Genomic DNA, 18,583 nt, shown 5'->3' with positions numbered 1-18,583 from the left:
TTCAGAAGGATGACAGATTCTGAAAGCATGTTTTTATCCGTTAACATGACAATCCCCCGGAGGGAGTGATGACGAAAATACTGAAAGTGGGCCTGATCGGATACGGTTTTGCCGGAAAAACATTCCATGCGCCGTTTATTGTCAATAATGCCAATATGGAACTGGCCAAAGTCGCGAGCAGTGATGCTGCCAAAGTGCATGCAGATTATCCGGATGTACAGGTTGTTGCCACGCCGGAAGCTATTTTTGCCGACCCGGCCATTGACCTCGTCGTGATCCCGACCCCGAATGACACCCATTTCCCGCTGGCGCGGATGGCGCTGGCTGCCGGTAAGCACGTGGTGGTGGATAAACCCTTTACCCTGACATCGGAAGACGCATTTACCCTGGCAAAACAGGCGGATGATGCCGGGCTGGTGTTATCTGTTTATCATAACCGCCGTTTTGATTCCGGGTATCTGACGCTCAAATCCCTGTTTGACAGTAAAAAACTCGGGGATATCAAATATTTTGAAGTCCATTTTGACCGTTACCGCCCGCATCCGCAAAAACGCTGGCGTGAAGCAGCTGCATTGGGCAGTGGTATCTGGTATGACCTGGGCTCTCATCTGATTGACCAGGCACTGCAGTTTTTCGGCAAACCAACGGCGATCACCGCCGACCTGGGGATGATACGTCCGGGCTCTGAAGCAGTGGATTATTTCCATGCGCAACTGCACTATCCGGATGTGAAAGTGATACTGCATGCCACCACGGTCGCGGCAGCGGAATCCCCGGTGTATATCGTTCACGGTATGAAAGGCAGCTATGTGAAGTACGGGCTGGATCCGCAGGAGAATGCACTGAAAGCAGGGCAGATGCCGGTCGGTGTCAACTGGGGGCATGACAGCCGTGACGGGGAACTGAGCCTGTCACCGGATGGCGTTGAAGTGATCACGGAAACGTATCCGAACAAAGCCGGGCACTATGGCCGCTATTACGCAGAAGTGGCAGAGGCGATTATCAATAATGGCCCGAACCCGGTGACCGCGCAGGAAGGGGCGGAAGTTATCCGCATTATTGAGGCCGGTATGGAATCTCACAAAACCGGACGAACAGTGACACTGTAACAGACTATCGTTTAATTTTAATGCAGACAAAAGTGGATAACGCATGACAAACTGGTGGCAGAAACTGCGGTTAGATCCGTTCCTGGTCATAATGATCACGGTTGTTATTTTGGCGTCACTCTTTCCGGCAACCGGCAATGTGGCGACCGGATTCCGCTATCTGACCACCGCTGCGATTGCGTTATTGTTCTTCTTCCACGGCGCAAAACTCTCGCGGGAAGCGATTGTGACGGGGATGGGGCACTGGCGTCTGCATCTGATGGTGTTCTCCAGTACCTTTATCCTTTTCCCGCTGCTGGGGCTGGGTTTGCAGTTTCTGGTGCCGGAATGGATGTCTCCGGCCATTTACATGGGTTTCTTATACTTATGTGCCTTACCGGCGACAGTACAATCTGCTATCGCCTTTACCTCTGTCGCGGGCGGTAATGTGGCGGCGGCGATTTGCAGTGCATCTGCCTCCAGTATTCTTGGGGTGTTCTTATCACCGGTGATTATCGGTTTTATGATGGAAACGCAGGGCGCGCATGATCTGGATACCCTGGGGGCTATCCGTTCTATTTTATTGCAGCTGATGCTGCCGTTTGTGGTCGGGCACCTTTCCCGTCCGCTGATCGGTAAGTGGGTGGATCGCAATAAAAAAATCATTAATAAAACGGACCGCACCTCTATTCTGCTGGTGGTGTATGTCGCTTTCAGCGAAGCGGTTGCTGAAGGGATCTGGCAGCAGATTGATGCAATGTCTATTCTGCAGATTGCTGTGGTGTCGTGCGGGCTGCTGGCGATTGTATTAGTGATCAACGTGTACGGTGCGCGGGCACTGGGTTTTAATAAGGCTGATGAAATCACGATTGTCTTCTGCGGTTCGAAGAAAAGCCTGGCAAACGGCGTACCGATGGCAAACGTAATGTTCCCGCCTGCCGTAGTCGGTATTCTGGTGCTGCCGCTGATGTTGTTTCATCAGATCCAGCTGATGGTGTGTGCAGTGATGGCGGCGCGCTATGCACGGCAGGGAAAAGAGCATTCACAGGAGTCATGATGGGCAGGATTATGACAGGATGCCTTGTGCTTCTTTTTGTCAGTTTCTTTGCCCGTGCGGATGTGCAGCAACTGCCGGAACTGAAACGGGCGCGGGTTATTGACAGTGCCGGTCTTCTGACCGGCCCGCAATTCGCACAGCTTAACCGGCAACTCACTGAGTACGAACTGAGCCGCAATGACGGCAGTCAGTTTGTGGTGTTTATTGTGCCGTCAACCGGCGGGGAAAGTATTGAGACATTCGCACACCGTGCATTCAATACCTGGAAAATCGGTCGTAAAGGTCAGAATAATGGTCTGTTGCTGGTCGTGGCGGTGAATGACCGTAATCTGCGTTTTGAGGTCGGTTACGGCCTGGAAGGTATTCTGCCGGATGTCTCCGCAGGCCGTATTATCCGTCACCGTATCACGCCTGAATTTAAAAAAGGCCGTTATTTTACCGGGATTGAAGCGGGTGTGACTGATGCCATTGATATTATCAGCGGAAGTGAACCGGCATATATCAGATCAAATGCTTCCGGAACAGAACCTTTAAAAATCGCACGGCTGACCGTTATTTATTTTTTGACATTTATTACGGTGTATCTCTGGTCATTGTTTATCGGTTCCGCCGGTCGTAAGAAAAGAATAGAAAAGCAGGTTATTAATGATATTGAATACCTGAAAGAGGAATATGCAAAATCCAAAAATAAGAAAAAACGTCAGCCCGAACGGGCAATACGCCTGACTCAGAAGCGCCTGACGGCATTTTTACATCACAAATATATATACCCGTCACTGGTCGGTCAGACGGTCGCTGTATTAATTTATTCGGTTCTGATTTTTATAATGACGCGGGTTCTGATAGACGGAGACCCTGATCCGGACGCATTATTCATCAGTATCATGATGCTCGTTTTTCTGAATGTATTTGGCTCACTGTTTCTGTGTTTTATATTATATGTATTAATTCCCGGATACCGGATTCAGGAAGCGGAAATACGGAAACTAACCGGTGTTACAGCCGGTGCCGGAAGCGGATATTCATCCGGTTCTGATAGTGGCAGTTACAGCAGCTCCGGCGGCAGTTCCGGAAGCAGCGGGTCTTCCGGGGGCGGAGGTGGCAGCAGCGGTGGCGGCGGTGCTTCCGGGAGCTGGTGATGAGAAATACCGGGCGGCGCTGTCTGACCGCCCGGTATAAAGAAAACAGCCTTGTTTATCACACTGCCATCCCGGCGGGTTTTAACGACAATACAGTCTGTATAAACACTATGATAGCCTGTATCGTGTTAATCAATGACACTCACCTCCAGCGCGGACTCGTGATAAGAGACGGCGAACCCGGTTTGAACGTTTTTTTCTGCCCTGCAAAATGACGATAGAAATCAGCATTTTTTGCAGTATAAGCAAGATAACGGGTTGCTGTTGTAAAAGAGTCTGCATTTCTCACCGCGTCCAGACTTCCCCGGGCACGTTGTTGTTTGATCGTTTCTTCAGGCTCTCCTCTGCCGGTCTGCAGTTTTTCTGGTTCAAGAAGGGCGAGCATAGCATTTACATCATGATACCCCTCATTTTTCGCCACCCCGATATACGCCATATCTTCCGTGTCCAGGCGGATGTGAGACATTTCATGAATTAAGATATGCGCTAAATGATCAACACCCAGTGATTCATTTTTTTTGACTTTATCCAGTACACCAGTATAAGCATCTATGTAAATTTTTTCCCCGCGCTGAAATGCCTGCATATTGGCTTCGGCTGCCACCGTCTCTGATTTCTCTCCGGATGCGGTTATCTTCAGCGGTGAATACCGGACATTTCTTTTCGTATCCAGTTTGTTTATTCCCTCTGACACATTTTTTATTTGTGTCTTCCATATACCCAGTTTTTCTTCTCCCATATGCTGCCCGAAAAATGTCTTATAGATATCTAACGCAACGTCATTATTAGATGCATTATTCAAAAATTTCTCAGCAGCTGATAATTGTTCCGCCGCTAAATTTTTAGCTTCTTTAATATAAGGTCTGCCGAGCGCCTGCTGAGATTTGTCATCACTGGGTGCCAGTCCGTTGGTATCAAAAAATCGCAGAGGATTATTTCGTACCATTCTGAACAGATTCAGTCCGTCCATTATTCCCGCAGGATCCGCACTCAGCCATCTTCCGGCCCACGGCTGGTAGTACCGGTAACCATAGTAGTACAGTCCGGTGGCATCCCGCTCCCTGCCTGAGTAGCGCACGGTTTTGTACTTCGCTTCCGCGACGCTGCGGGCAGTCCACACGGCGGTGCCGCCGTACGGGTAGTACTCCTCCATACTGATAATATTTCCCTCACCGTCCAGCTCCAGACCGCTGCTGCCGATCAGGTTATCGTAGCTCCAGCGCATCTGGTCATCGCCATTCTCCCGGTGCAGAAGGCGTATCTGCCCCGTGTCACCCGCGATAATTACCTGCAGGCTCTCTGTTTGTGTATCGCCGGTTTTTGTCGTGCGCAGCTCCAGACCCGGCAGATATTGCACCCGTTGCGTCTGCATACTGCCGCCGGTTTTCTGCCTGCTGACTTTCAGGATGCGCAGGCTGCCCGCATCATAGCGGTAGATTTCGCTGTCATCTGCGTCTCCGCTCCGCACGATCGGTATCACCTTCAGCAGCTTGTTGCGCGGTGTCCAGGTCAGGTTTTGTCCCGGTTGCAGTTGTTTCTGCTGGCCGCCTGTGGTGAACAGCGCATCCACAGCTGCCGGATTTTCCGTCAGCGTGCTCAGTACGCCCCGGTTGCTTCGGTTGCTTATGGTGATTTTTGTTGTGTAGTTGTTGTTTGTCGCCGGTGCGCGATGGCTTATCTGCGTCAGATTACCGGCAGTGTCGTAGGTATATGTGCGGGTATAGTTTGTGTAAGCGCTGCTGTCTGCTGGGAGGGGAGCGGTCAGCGGTGGTAGTTCGCAGCCCTGCTGACCGGCATTTGCCATTTCACGCCCGGTGGCGCTGATCAGCTGGTACAGGCTGTCGTAGGCGTATGTGTTCTCCGGCACTACTTTCTGATTGCGCCAGAAACGGGTTTCTTCGGCGTCATTGGTGACTTTCAGAACGTTACCCACAGGGTCATATTCATAGCGCAGATCCTGCAGTATCTTCAGTCCGGCGGCATGTCCGGCCGGGCGTTCCGTTTTAATGCCGTTCAGGCGTTGCGTTTCCGGTTCGTACGAGTATGTGGTTATCACGCCGTTGCCGTGCTCTTCACGCAGTTTCTGTCCGGCTGCCGAGTACGTCAGGGAAGCCACGATAACCTTTTCAGAACCCCCCTTCAGTGTCAGCCAACTGACCGATAGCAGGCCTGCCACATCGTACGCCATCCGCTGCATATTGCCCTGTGCATCGGTGGTGGTCAGCACGGAGCCGGTGGTGTCCGCGGTGGTCAGAGTGGTCCGGGCGTCATTGTCCAGCAGGCGGTTCCAGGCCGCTGCATCTTCTCCCTGCCAGTCAGCCACCGTGTCAGAGTTATCCGCATTCTTCAGCAGCCGCCGGGTGACAGAGAGTGGCACATCGGTCAGGGCAATGCTGTCGGTCTGCACCAGTCCGGCGGTATCGTAGTGACTGACAAGCTGACCGGCGAGGTTCAGCGCCTTCTCTGCATCTGTATTACCGGCATAGACGAAACGCTCCGTGATGCGGGCGGCTCCGCCGTTTACCTGCTCGGTAATGCTTAACGGACGCCCGGCCCGGGAGGCATCTTCATACTGCCAGGTGCGGGTTACGGCCTGATGCCGGTCATCCGTACCGTTGCCTGCGGTACCGATGTTACTGACTGTCATAAAGGGGCGTCCGGCAACATCGTTCAGGCTGACGGTGGTACCGTTGTCTGCTCCCTGTGTACGCAGGACGTTTCCGCGCAGATCTGTCCGGTACGTGAAGTTCGCCAGCCCGGCCCCGGCCAGGCGCGGGTCGGCGCTCTGCGTCAGAAAGCCCCGGGTATCGTACTGGTGGCGGGTGATGAGTTCCGTGGTGACATCCGGTGACTCAGGGTGGCGGTGGTACGCAACGTTGAGAATGGTCAGACCACGATTGTTGAGAACCGTGACCGCCGGGGTCTTACTGAACAATGATGTGTTCATGGTATTCTCCTGTTTAGGTTAAGCAGCCATTGAGGCTGCAAAGAAAAGTATACACTAATCAGGGGAACGTGTGGGAAAGCTGCGGGTGGGCCCCCCTCCGGGGTCAATATCCGGCTTCCGGGGGGATTCCGCTTTATTAAATAGACGCTGTTTGGCAGGCCGGCGCTTACTGACCGCGTTTAGCTGCCCTGTCTCTCAGTGCCGCTTTTTCTTCCGCAGATAAAAAGGCAATTTCCAGCCCGTTGATTTGCGCCTGCTCAATTTCCGCGCGGGTCAGACCAGCAGCCGGTGCAGCAACATTGTACTCATGGGCAATTTCAATACCTTCAACTGCCGGGTCATCAGTATTGATGGTAGCGGCAATGCCGTGCGCCAGGAATTGTTTCAGCGGGTGTGCAGCCAGTGACGGTACGGTGCTGGTCTGAATATTGGAGGTCAGGCAGGATTCCATCCCGACGCGGTGTTCAGCCAGATAATCCATCAGCGCCGGGTCTTCAATCGCCATCACGCCGTGACCGATACGCTGTGCACCCAGATCGCGGATCGCCTGCCAGATGCTGGCAGCACCGGCAGCTTCCCCTGCATGGGCGGTAATAGCCCAGTTCACATCACGGGCTTTGCGGAAGTGATCGGTAAATAAATCGCCCGGATAACCGGATTCGTCACCGGCAATATCCAGCGCCACAATATGCTCATGATGAACGAGCAGGGCATTCAGCTCCTGATGGCAGGCGTCAGTGCCGAATGTGCGGCTCAGAATACCAATCATATTAATCCGTACCGGGCTGTTACGGACTTCGGATGCGATACCATCCAGTACGGCTTCCACCACGCCTTCAACAGGCAGATGGTGTTTCATTGCCATATAATAAGGGGAAAAGCGCAGTTCTGCGTAATCCAGCCCGGCGCTGGCGGCATCCTGCACGTTTTCGGCAGCAACACGGCGGCAGGCATCAAGGTCGGCCAGCACGGAAACACCCCAGTCCAGTTTGCTCAGAAACTGCACCAGGTCCGGTTCATTGCTCATCACCTGTACATACGGGCGTAGTGCTTCGGTTTCATAAGCGGGCAGCGGCAGGTTGTGCTGACGGGCAAGATCCAAAATGGTGGACAGGCGGATATTACCATCGAGATGGCGGTGCAGGTCGGTCAGGGGGAGTGAACGGTTAATCATTGCAGTATTCCTCAGATGATAAAAAGCCAGTCTGACGACTGGCTTTTGTCTGATCAACAGATAATAACAGTGTGAAATTACTGCGCAGCAGGTGCCGCAGTATCAGCAGCCGGCTCTTCACCGAAAGTCACTGCTTCTTCACCGAACGTCACTGCGTCACCGTTAGGATCCATTTCGATTGTTTCTTCCTCGTAACTTTCGTCGTCACTGCTGTCATCACTCAGTACGCCGTACTGGTCATATTTTTCCAGGAATTCTGCAACGGTATATTTCTTACCGTTGAAATCGATGTTGTTGTTGCTGTATTTCAGATCCATGGTGATTGCTTTATCGGTCACTTTCACGACTTCCATCATGGCACCCATGCTGGCCATCTGAGTAACACCCTGCTCACTCTGTTCTTTGGCTTCTTTCGCGTCCATACCCTGTGACTGCATGGCAGATGCAACGAGATCGGCCAGCATCGGTTTGGACAGATCCATATTGAAACCGAATTCTTTCACCAGAACCGGCAGAACTTTATCAAAGCTGCCTGCGTGTTCCAGCGCTTTAAAGCTCTCTTCATTCAGTGCATTGAAGGTCATGTTCAGGTTAACTTTTGATTCACCGCCGCTGTTTTTCCAGCTCAGAGGTGCGATAGCGAATGACGGACTGTATTTGAACAGACTCAGTGCATTGGATTTCATTTTTTCATCCAGTGCTTCCATCTTCGCATCGTCGAAATCTTCGGTGTACATAGATTCAGACAGCTTGGTGTACTCTTCCAGGGATGCCATCAGTGTATTTGCGGAAGTGGCATCCAGATCTTTCAGAGAACCCTTCAGGCTGATAGCACCGAGATTGGCATCACGGTAGCTCATTGAACCCAGGCTGTAATCAATATCTGCAGTCAGTTTGTTATCTTTGCTGCCGGATGTGCCGTTTAGTTTCAGGTCTTTCAGAGAAACGGTATCGCTGTACTTAACAACCGCTAACTCTTTCAGGCTCAGATTCTGGTCACCCAGATAGAAGTAGCTGTCACCGGATTTGGCAACATCGCTGTCAAAAGACAGACCTTTCATCACGATGCTTTCGCGATCGCCTTTACGGTAAGTCAGTTCATTGCTGCTGCCTTTACCTTTGACATTTTTGAATTCTTTATCGAATTTGACGTTCACATCCGCACCGGAGAATGCCAGATCTTCACCGTCTTCCTTATAGTTGATTTTGCTGACAGCAAGATCAATATCGAAATTCTGGTCGTAGCTGATACGGGTATCCGTTGTAACAGGGGATTTGCCGCCGGTGATATCAAAGCCTCGTTTGGTGAGTTTATTATTTTCCAGCTCAGAGTGGACTGACGCCAGATTTGGCGAGAAGACCAGGCTCTTGAACTGAGATAACGGGAACGGGCCGTGATCGATGGTATTGAGGATCACCAGTTCTTCTTCTTCGCCGCCAGTATCACCGCTTTTTTTCGTTTCTTTGATGATCAGTTTGACATCAGAACTGAAAATACCGCGTGAAAAATCTTTGGCAGTCAGCGTAACAGGAATATCAGGGTATTTATCCTTGATTGCTTTGTTCGCTTTGGCGATATACTCATCAAGGTTTGCTTCAATTTCCTTACCGGTTTGCCATGAAGCCACACCCCATGCGGCGCCTAACGCAACAATAACGCCAACAGCAACTAACGACTTTTTCATAGAGAAATCCATCCTTTATATGCGATTTATTTTGCAGGTTTTCGCACGGTATCAAAATTAACGGGCAGTTAAACGGTTAACTGCCCGGAGAAAATGAGAGAAGTTACTTACACAGCATTATAAACGCGGGCAATGATTCCTTCACCATCTATTTTAAACTTTCTTTCTATAGCAGAAAGAAAAACAGATTCACCTGAGATAACTCTTAATTGTTCTGTTTCTGTAGTGATAACTGCATGACCTTCCACACAAAAAAGAATATTAGCACTGTTGTTCTCAAGAATCATTTCCTGATTATGCAATTTCATCACTGAAAAAGAAAAATCATCAACCGGGATCGGGAAAATTTCAGTGTTGTTAATATGTTCAGGCTGCATAAATAAACTTTTTGCGTGTTTCGGTATAAAATCAAGGTTATTCAGCAATTCACCGACATCAATATGTTTTTGTGTCAGACCGGCACGCAGCACATTATCCGAGTTAGCCATCACTTCCAGCGCGGTTCCTTCAAGATACGCATGCGGTGTGCGGGCATACAGGAACATTGCTTCACCGGGTTTTAACTCAACGACGTTGAGCAGCAGGGGTGTGAACAGGCCATTATCGTCAGGATAAAATTCTGTCATCTTACGGAGGGTATCCCACGGTTCACCCTGACGGCTGTTCAGTGCGGATTTCAGCACAGCGATTGCCCGCTCTTTGGTGTCTCCGCTCATGGAGAGCAGGCGGGTAAACAGAACCGATAAATTTTCCTCTGACGGCGAGGCAATAAAACGTCCGATGGCGGGATGTGCCGGTGCGACCTCACTCAGCAGCCCGGCAATGTCCGCCAGCGGGCGGAACGCATTCATTGCACGGAACGGGGTGAGGGCATAAACCAGCTCCGGCTTATGATTATCATCCTTATAATTGCGAACCGGAGAATCCAGCGGGATCCCGGCATCGTTTTCGCGGGCAAATCCGGCCTCTGCGGCAGCTTTATCCGGATGAACCTGTACCGACAGGGGCTGAGCAGCACTCAGCACTTTAAACAAAAACGGCAGCCGGTGAAAACGGCGGTTAATCTCATCCCCCAGCGCTGACTGCGGATCACCGGCAATAAAATCATATAAAGAGCAGGAGTTGCCGCCGGAGTCTGTCACCACCGAACTGGCTTTCGGATGCGCTCCCATCCACAATTCCGCCATCGGCTGCTTGTCAGGATTAGGGTAACCGTACATTTCTGTCATCGCGGTATGGCTTCCCCAGTCATAGAATTGCACCTGATTCTGCATTTTTAACATAGCAACGCTCTCTTTTTAAACAGTTAACAATAAGATAGTAACAATAAAGCAATAACTCCGCCCGGATCGCATAATCGGAAATGAAAGTATGGCAAGATAGGCCTGTTTTCAGAGTCTATCTGTAACTTTCGGGATTTTAAATCCATTTTATTTTGTGTGCTAAGGAGAGACTAATGGCAGCCACGCGTATTGAAAAAGACTCAATGGGCCCTATCGATGTTCCTGCGGACAAATTATGGGGCGCTCAGACCCAGCGCTCTTTAGAGCATTTTCGTATTTCAGTTGAAAAAATGCCTGCGGATCTGATTGCTGCGCTGGCCATAACAAAAAAAGCGGCAGCAGCTGTCAACTGTGATCTGGGGCTGCTGGCGAAAGAGCGGGCAGATGCGGTGATTGCCGCAGCGGATGAAGTGCTTGCCGGTAAACATACTGAAGAGTTTCCGCTGGCAATCTGGCAAACCGGATCCGGCACACAAAGTAATATGAATATGAATGAGGTGCTGGCAAACCGCGCCAGTGAAATCCTCGGCGGGCAGCGCGGCGGCGAACGTATCGTGCACCCGAATGATGATGTCAACAAAAGCCAGAGCTCTAACGATGTGTTCCCGACAGCAATGCATGTTGCAGCAGTGATCGCGGTCAGCACACAGCTGATCCCTGAACTGAAATCCCTGCACCGTGTTCTGGCCGCGAAAGCGGAAGCTTACCGCGATATCGTGAAAATCGGTCGTACTCACTTACAGGATGCGACACCGCTGACACTGGGCCAGGAAATTTCCGGCTGGGCGGCAATGCTGCAATATAACCTGAAACATCTGGAAAACAGCCTGCCGCATCTGAGCGAGCTGGCACTGGGTGGCACCGCGGTCGGTACCGGTCTCAATACGCATCCGGAATATGCCGTGCGTGTGGCGAAGAAAATTGCTGAACTCTCCGGTCAGCCGTTTGTGACGGCACCGAATAAATTTGAGGCGCTGGCTACCTGTGATGCACTGGTTCATGCCCATGGCACACTGAAAGGGCTGGCAGCCTCACTGATGAAAATCGCTAATGATGTCCGCTGGCTGGCATCCGGTCCGCGCTGTGGTATCGGTGAAATTGCGATTCCGGAAAACGAACCGGGCAGCTCTATCATGCCGGGTAAAGTGAACCCGACACAATGCGAAGCCATGACAATGCTGTGTGCTCAGGTAATGGGTAATGATGTGGCAGTTAATATCGGCGGGGCATCGGGTAACTTTGAACTGAACGTGTTCCGTCCGATGGTGATCCATAACTTCCTGCAATCTGTCCGCCTGCTGGCTGATGGTATACGCAGCTTTAATGAGCACTGTGCAGTCGGTATCGAGCCGAACCGCGAGCGGATCAGTCAACTGCTGAATGAATCGCTGATGCTGGTTACGGCGCTGAATACGCATATCGGTTACGACAAAGCCGCCGAAATTGCGAAAAAAGCGCATAAAGAAGGCCTGACCCTGAAAGCCTCTGCCATGAAGTTAGGTTATCTGACTGACGCTGAATTTGATGCGTGGGTACGTCCGGAAGACATGGTCGGCAGCATGAAGTAATAGGCAGTCAGGATAGTCATAACGGAGCCGCTGATGGCTCCGTTTTTACATCACTTCCATGTATAAATGCAGTCGAGGTATCACAGGAATTAATTTCTTTGCTTTCGGCCTGTGACGGATTTTAATGTTTTCCGCATCATAATCCGGCAATATTCCCGTTACCGGTTTTTCCTCATTTTCATCACAAAACACAATCAGCGGTGATGCGCAGGCATACTGCACTTGCTTTTGTGCCTCACTGTACCAGACCCTGGCGATCGGCTGTACTTTTACCGGTCGCTTGATTTTCAGTATGGCGTCTTCCGGCACCTGTTTTAAGGCGGATATCTCTTTCGCCAGATAAATCCGCCGCTCTTCGCGTGTCAGTGACTGAATAGCGCGCGGATTCTGATATTGCTCTTCCAGCTGAGATAATAATGTATCGCGATCCATCCTCTGAATAATGTGTTTATTGGCCCAGCCAAACCGGACTGAAGAAGGGGAGGTGACCGACTGGATCTGCCGGTAGGCATTGAGTGTAATCAATCCTTTTATCTGGTTGTGTACGAATTCAAAACGCTGTGTTTTGTCCACACCGGAGGTTTCTGTCACGATTGCAGCCAGTTGTTGTTTCAGCCGGTTAACCTCATCAAGTTGTTGCTGCATTATTTTTCGTTGCGCGGGGGAGAGTGTAATCAGTAGTACACCAGGTAACCGGATGGCAGATTTGCTGCTGATTTCCTGATCATTATCGAAGATAAACAAACGCTGATAGTGAGACAGCGCCAGCGAAACAGCCTCTTCACCACTGATCGGAATAACGGAAATGGTGTTGACGGTGTTGGTTTCCTCACCTTTTAGTATTTCAGGTAACTGATAAACCTCAGCAGCAGGGGAAGGATGCTGCCGGATAGCATTGCATAATGCACTCAGCGCCGATTCCAGCTGATTAAAGCAGTCGGTAAGAGAAATTATTGCATCATATCGCATACATCACCATTTTAGTTACAACATACAATAATGTTTATACCAGATTAATTCAGCAACGTGCTCTGTACAAGCAAATTTTTGCTTTCCATGGAAGAAAAGGGGCGATGGTAAGCACATTAACCCACATAAACGTGGGTTAATGGCAAATACTCAGTGAGTTTTTATATGAACAACCCTGTTTATCTGTACCGTGTGAAATAAATGGATAAACAACGTTTGTTCAGGATGGACAGTAATATTGTCCATTGTTATCACAGCATGTGACAATAGGGTTTATCTTTGGGGCATGAATCATAAATATACTGCGCTGATTTTGGTTCCCAGACATCCGGTTTTGGCTCATCACTTTTAGGGTTAGGGAAATAACTGTGAACCATTAATGAACTGCTTAAAATAAGTGTCAGCATAAAAGTGCCTCATTATGTTATATGATTATTTAATTCCACCAGTCGGTGGAGCAATATTCAGGTGCAACGATATCGCAGGACTCAAATGATTCCGCGGGAGAAAAAAACAAGGTGCCTGTTAATAAAAGTGTGAGCATAATAATCTCTGTTCAGTGGCTGTCTGATCCCATTCCAGCATAGAGTGTCGTGTTGGTCAGGGGGGAAAACCCGATATCTTTTATTGAAACGGAGCTTCGTCTCTTGGTTGTGGTGGTGGCGAGGTAACCTGGTCGTAACAAACAGCAACGTGTGGTGGTGCCAGCCATTCATGAGCAGGTGCCGGAGGGGACATCATCAGGGCAGAGCTTAATATCAGAGTAAGCATATGAACCTCGTTTTTCTGTTTTATGGGAAAAGGAATATGTGGAGCATTTATAACTGTAGACATGCTTATACGATAATGAAATTAACCTTATGGGGTATTTTACATTCCATAAAAATAAAAAAGTGATTATTGATTTTTTACTTTAATCAGAAAGATATAGTTCATGTGATAAATAAAAAATCACCACCAAAGATGTCAATGGTGGTGATGAATGTTAAGACCTAAAAATAAGATAGTACGAAAGATTATAAATATGAAGACGTTAATACTAATGGTGCTTGTTACGCGATCAATCATTCACCCTGATTTTCTGCTGACCCGACAGGCGGCCGATGCCGCAGAAATATAGATTTTTGCGTAACAGAGGTAGGATACGGAATTACATATTATCCGGCAATCAACCCGATGAGGTATTTTATATGACATCACTATTAATTACCTGACTATACTGGTTATGTATCATGAGTGTGCGTGCTTATTCAGATACAGGGCAATCAGCACACCGGTTGCCAGCATAGCGGCAATAAACCAGCCGATACCATCCCAGTGCCAGTCAGACCAGAAAACGCCACCCAATGTCCCGGCAATACTGGAACCGCCGTAATAGCAAAACAGATACAGTGAGGATGCCTGAGCTCTGGCACGCCGTGCCCGGCGTCCGACCCAGCTGCTGGTGACGGAATGGGCAGCAAAAAATCCTGTAGTCAGTACCAGCATGCCGATCAGAACCGCTGCCAGTGAACTGCCCAGAGTAATGAGAATACCTGTCAGCATTAATGTGACAGCGCCAATCAGTACTCTGCCGTAGCCGTATTTCCGTGTCAGTACACCGGCTTTTGAGGCGCTGTAAGTTCCTGACAAATAAACGATTGACAACATACCGACAACCGCCTGACTAAAGTGATACGGCGGTTCCATCAGCCGGTAGCCGATATAGTTAAACAGTGTGACAAAGCTGCCCATAATGATAAAACCGATGGCAAACAGCCACGGCAGCCCGTCATCCCGGCAATGCAGAATCAGGTATTTCCACAGACTCTTCGGTTTTAGCGAGCTGGCCCGGAAATGACGTGACGGCGGCAGTAACCGCCAGAATAAAAAGGCACCGAACAGGGAAAATGTCCCCAGTACCAGAACGGCAATCCGCCAGCTGGCATAATCTGCAATAACGCCGGTAATCAGGCGTCCGCTCATGCCGCCGATAGAGTTACCGCTGATATATAACCCCATCGACAGGGCAACATAACTGGGATGGATTTCCTCACTCAGGTAGGTCATGGCCACGGCGGCAACACCGCTGAGTGATAAGCCGACCAGGGAACGGACAACCAGGATCCCCGCCCAGCTGGTGGTGAACGCACTGAGCAGGGTAAAAATGGCCGCGCAGGTCAGGGATATCACCATGACATTTTTGCGGCCGACCGCATCCGATAACGGGCCGGTGATCAGCAGCCCGACTGCCATAAATCCGGTCGCCAGTGAAAGAGACAAACTGGCCTGTGCCGGTGATACCGAAAAATCGTCTGATAACAACGGCAGGATCGGCTGTACAAAATAGAGCAGGGCAAATGTTGCCAGCCCGACCATAAAGAAAGAGAGGGTGACACGCAGATACAGTTTGTCGTCGCGCTGGATATAGTGCTGTTTTACCTGATTATCTGCCACCGGTGAGGTCACACGGTTGTCTGTTATCAGTTTATTCTCGTCTGTCATACACTTATCTCAGCATTGGATCATAATGGTGAGCATAAAAAGATAGTAGTATTTTGTCTAATATATTAATACTCTTGTTTGATATGTTTTACGACTTAATGAGGGAATAATGATCGAATTCCGCCATCTGCGTTATTTTATCGCGGTTGCTGAAGAGCTGCATTTCGGGCGGGCGGCGGAGCGTCTTAATATCTCCCAGCCTCCGCTCAGTCAGCAGATTCGGGCACTTGAGAATGCAATTCCGGCTAAGTTACTGGCACGGAACAACCGCAATGTCAGCCTGACCCCGGCGGGCGAAATGTTTCTGCGTGAAGCTTACCAAATCCGCACACAGGTTGAGGCAGCGGTTGAGAAGGCAGCCAGAATGGATCGCGGGGAGCTGGGGGAGGTGTCTGTCGGATTTACGTCCACGACCCCGTTTATGCGTCACATTACGGCGACATTTCGCCAGTACCGCGAAATATACCCGGATGTGGCTATTCACATGCATCAGATGAATACCAAACAGCAGATTAATCCGCTGCTGAGTGGCCGGATTGACTTCGGTGTCATGCGCAACACGCAACTACCGGATAATCTGGTTCATGAATTGCTGTTTAAAGAACGATTTATGTTAGCGATCTATGATGATCATCCGCTGATGAAATACCTCAAAACGGGTATTTCCCTGGAGATGCTCACTGGCGTACCATTGGTTTTCTTTGAGCGGGATGTGGGAACGGCGCTGTATGATGAGATTATCAATCTGCTGAAAAAAGCGGGTGTCTCGCCGGTTATCGCCCAGGAGGCGGGGGAAGCCATGACTATTCTGGGGCTGGTTTCTGCCGGGTTAGGTGTTTCACTGGTAACGGAATCGTTTACCCGTATGAAAGTGGATGGTGTCCGTTACATTCATTTAGCTGAAAATCAGGCCTTTTCTGAGGTCTGGCTGGTGTATCATAAGCACAATACGCTCTCTCCGGCCGGCCAGCGGCTGATTGCAATGCTGAAAAATAATGTGTTCCGCTGAGCGGAATCTGACTGTCAGGAGTTCGGATGTTCCGGCGATACCCTTTTTTTGCCATTACCGCATTTTTGTTTTTTTTACATACAAGTACCGCCGGTGCCGTGGTCTCGCTCAGCCATTTCTATCAGCCGGATGGCGCACGTAAAATGGCGCCTGACGATATTACTGCGCTGACCGGGCAGTTCTTGGGCGTACCTTACCGCGCCGGTCAGCTGATCGGCTCTCCCGGATCGCCGGAAATTCTGGTGGCTGACCTGAACGCCCTCGATTGCTTCACGTTTCTCGATTACACCGAAGCACTGAAACGCAGTCCGCAGAAACAGGATTTCCGTAACAGACTGATGCATATCCGGTATAAAAACGGGGAGGTAAATTATTATCAGCGCCGCCATTTTTTGTCGGATTGGGTCAGTGAACCGCAGCCTGTGGCGCAGGATATTACCCGGCAGCTTTCGCCGGATTACCGGGTGACACATAAGATGCTGAATCAGAAAAAAAATGGCGCACGTTATATTGCTGATCTCCCGGTCATGTCGCGGGATATTGCCTGGCTGCCGGTATCCGTGCTGACACCTGTGGTGCTTTCACAATTGCAGACCGGCGATTATATCGGTATCTATTCTGATCGCCCGGGTCTGGATGTCTCTCATGCCGGGGTCATTATCCGTACCCGGGACGGACTGTTTTTACGTAATGCGTCATCAAAGCGGAATGAGCAACGGGTCATTGATTCACCATTGCAGGAATATCTGCACAATAAAACCGGAATTGTGGTTTATCGTTCCGCTTTTACTCCCTGACTGTGAATCATTTCACAGTTTTGTGTGAAGTCGCTTACTAAGCGTGTATTTAGTCGGATAATTAACATCTTAGCATCATCTGCACAGGATTATTATTGGTGAAACCTTCAGCACAGCCCGGACATATTGACCATATAAAACAAACCAATATGGGGGTTGTGTACCGTTATATTGACCGTGAAGGGCCCATTTCCCGCATTTCACTCTCTAAAAAAGCACAGCTGGCACCGGCGAGTATCACCAAAATCACCCGTGAACTGATGGACGCACACCTGGTCCGGGAAACCGAGTTTCCGGGATTAGGCTTTCGCGGTCGTCCGGCAGTGGGGCTGAAAACGGATTGTGAAGGCTGGCATTTTTTGTGTATCCGTATTAACCGGGGTGAGCTGGTTTTTGCGCTGCGGGAACTGAGCGGTAAATTATTGGCTGAAGATATTATTGCATTTCAGGCTGATAGCCGGGACTTCGTCACACTGTTTCTGACACAGGTCGATACTTTCTTTTCCCGTAACCACCGGATAACGGAACGGCTGACTGCCATTGCCATCACCACCGATGCCATCGTTGATCCTGCAAACGGCATTATCCGTCACTCCCCGTATTATCAGCTGACTGATTTACCGCTGGCGGAGATCCTTTATCAGCATACCGGGATGCCGGTGTTCCTCCAGCACGGTATTTCCGCCTGGTCTCTGGCGGAATATTTTTTTGGTGCGGCGAAAGAGTGCAGGAATATTATCCAGCTGGTGATTGATGAAAATGTCGGTGCCGCTGTTATTACCGATGGCGCACTGCTGCATGCCGGCAGTCACAGCACGGCAGAAATCGGTCATACACAGATAAACCCGCAGGGCAAACCCTGCTACTGCGGCAATCACGGCTGTCTGGAAACCGAGATTGGTCTGCATCATGTGCTGGAAACGGCTGCCCGGTTCCTGGATACAGCAGAGGGACAACCGCTGACCGCAGAGATGCTGTGCCGTGCTGCACTGGATGGTAATACGGCAGCCTGCGGGCTGATAGAACAGGTAGGGCAGCATATCGGGGATATTGCTGCCGTGATGGTCAATATCTTTAATCCGGATATTATCCTGATTGGTTCCCCCTTAAACCCGGCATCGTCTGTTCTGTTTCCCGCCATCCGCGCCCGGATTACGCAGCGTGCCTTACCGGCATTCAGCCGGGAACTGACAATGACTTCATGTGAATTTACTAATTGCGGTACATTGCCCGGTGCGGCATTAATCAAAGAGGCACTGTATAACGGTTCACTTCTTATCAGACTGATGGATGGTTAAGTAATTCTGTAGTGTTCATCTTTGACATAAAACAAATAAATGGCAGGGATTTGTTTATCAAAACAGGATTTTCGCAAAAAATTGC

Annotated in this window: 13 protein-coding genes; 7 read left to right on the top strand and 6 right to left on the bottom strand. The window is 49.9% G+C overall.

What is annotated here, in order from left to right; all coding sequences use genetic code 11:
• Positions 1-68 precede the first annotated feature (68 nt).
• From ACF8OF_RS14255 to ACF8OF_RS14245, 3 genes are read left to right on the top strand one after another with little or no spacing between them, the layout of a single operon-like run.
• On the top strand, positions 69-1,109 hold the full coding sequence (locus tag ACF8OF_RS14255; RefSeq protein WP_279800693.1) for an oxidoreductase: 1,041 nt from the start codon (positions 69-71) through the stop codon (positions 1,107-1,109).
• Positions 1,110-1,152: 43 nt separating this feature from the next.
• A complete protein-coding gene (locus tag ACF8OF_RS14250; RefSeq protein ID WP_262864627.1) occupies positions 1,153-2,145 on the top strand; it encodes a bile acid:sodium symporter family protein in 993 nt (330 codons plus the stop codon).
• Between the two features lie 26 nt (positions 2,146-2,171).
• Positions 2,172-3,284, top strand: a complete 1,113-nt coding sequence (locus ACF8OF_RS14245) for a TPM domain-containing protein (protein WP_392497018.1) — start codon at positions 2,172-2,174, stop codon at positions 3,282-3,284.
• Positions 3,285-3,426: 142 nt separating this feature from the next.
• Here the strand turns inward: ACF8OF_RS14245 and ACF8OF_RS14240 are convergent, their stop codons facing one another.
• The 4 genes from ACF8OF_RS14240 to manA form a co-directional block, all read right to left on the bottom strand.
• Positions 3,427-6,231: an RHS repeat-associated core domain-containing protein gene (locus tag ACF8OF_RS14240; RefSeq protein ID WP_392497017.1), complete on the bottom strand. Its 2,805-nt coding sequence runs from the start codon at positions 6,229-6,231 to the stop codon at positions 3,427-3,429.
• A 166-nt stretch (positions 6,232-6,397) separates the two neighbouring features.
• Positions 6,398-7,405: an adenosine deaminase gene (gene add / locus ACF8OF_RS14235; protein WP_392497016.1), complete on the bottom strand. Its 1,008-nt coding sequence runs from the start codon at positions 7,403-7,405 to the stop codon at positions 6,398-6,400.
• Positions 7,406-7,482: 77 nt separating this feature from the next.
• Complete coding sequence (locus tag ACF8OF_RS14230; protein ID WP_279797890.1) at positions 7,483-9,090, bottom strand: YdgA family protein; 1,608 nt, start codon at positions 9,088-9,090, stop codon at positions 7,483-7,485.
• A gap of 107 nt (positions 9,091-9,197) precedes the next feature.
• On the bottom strand, positions 9,198-10,373 hold the full coding sequence (gene manA / locus ACF8OF_RS14225; RefSeq protein ID WP_392497015.1) for a mannose-6-phosphate isomerase: 1,176 nt from the start codon (positions 10,371-10,373) through the stop codon (positions 9,198-9,200).
• Between the two features lie 173 nt (positions 10,374-10,546).
• Here manA and fumC point away from each other — a divergent pair, with 173 nt between their 5' ends.
• Positions 10,547-11,941 carry a class II fumarate hydratase gene (gene fumC / locus ACF8OF_RS14220; protein ID WP_392497014.1) on the top strand — a complete coding sequence of 465 codons (1,395 nt, stop codon included), beginning with the start codon at positions 10,547-10,549 and terminating at the stop codon, positions 11,939-11,941.
• A 45-nt stretch (positions 11,942-11,986) separates the two neighbouring features.
• On the opposite strand, the gene tus is transcribed toward fumC, so the two are convergent.
• Both tus and ACF8OF_RS14210 read right to left on the bottom strand, forming a co-directional pair.
• A complete protein-coding gene (gene tus, locus ACF8OF_RS14215) occupies positions 11,987-12,910 on the bottom strand; it encodes a DNA replication terminus site-binding protein (protein WP_279797891.1) in 924 nt (307 codons plus the stop codon).
• A gap of 1,230 nt (positions 12,911-14,140) precedes the next feature.
• Positions 14,141-15,394 carry an MFS transporter gene (locus tag ACF8OF_RS14210; RefSeq protein WP_392497013.1) on the bottom strand — a complete coding sequence of 418 codons (1,254 nt, stop codon included), beginning with the start codon at positions 15,392-15,394 and terminating at the stop codon, positions 14,141-14,143.
• 106 nt (positions 15,395-15,500) lie between these two features.
• Here ACF8OF_RS14210 and ACF8OF_RS14205 point away from each other — a divergent pair, with 106 nt between their 5' ends.
• The 3 genes from ACF8OF_RS14205 to ACF8OF_RS14195 all read left to right on the top strand — a co-directional run bounded on the left by ACF8OF_RS14205 (position 15,501) and on the right by ACF8OF_RS14195 (position 18,498).
• On the top strand, positions 15,501-16,403 hold the full coding sequence (locus tag ACF8OF_RS14205; RefSeq protein ID WP_274369578.1) for a LysR family transcriptional regulator: 903 nt from the start codon (positions 15,501-15,503) through the stop codon (positions 16,401-16,403).
• Positions 16,404-16,429: 26 nt separating this feature from the next.
• Positions 16,430-17,200: an N-acetylmuramoyl-L-alanine amidase-like domain-containing protein gene (locus tag ACF8OF_RS14200; protein WP_392497012.1), complete on the top strand. Its 771-nt coding sequence runs from the start codon at positions 16,430-16,432 to the stop codon at positions 17,198-17,200.
• A 98-nt stretch (positions 17,201-17,298) separates the two neighbouring features.
• Positions 17,299-18,498, top strand: a complete 1,200-nt coding sequence (locus ACF8OF_RS14195) for an ROK family protein (protein WP_346658584.1) — start codon at positions 17,299-17,301, stop codon at positions 18,496-18,498.
• Positions 18,499-18,583: the final 85 nt, after the last annotated feature.

This window comes from Morganella sp. TYF_1 (assembly GCF_043105645.1).
GTDB lineage: Bacteria > Pseudomonadota > Gammaproteobacteria > Enterobacterales > Enterobacteriaceae > Morganella > Morganella morganii_B.
Note: the sequence above shows the minus strand (reverse complement) of the source record. Positions and strands in the feature narration are given on the sequence as shown.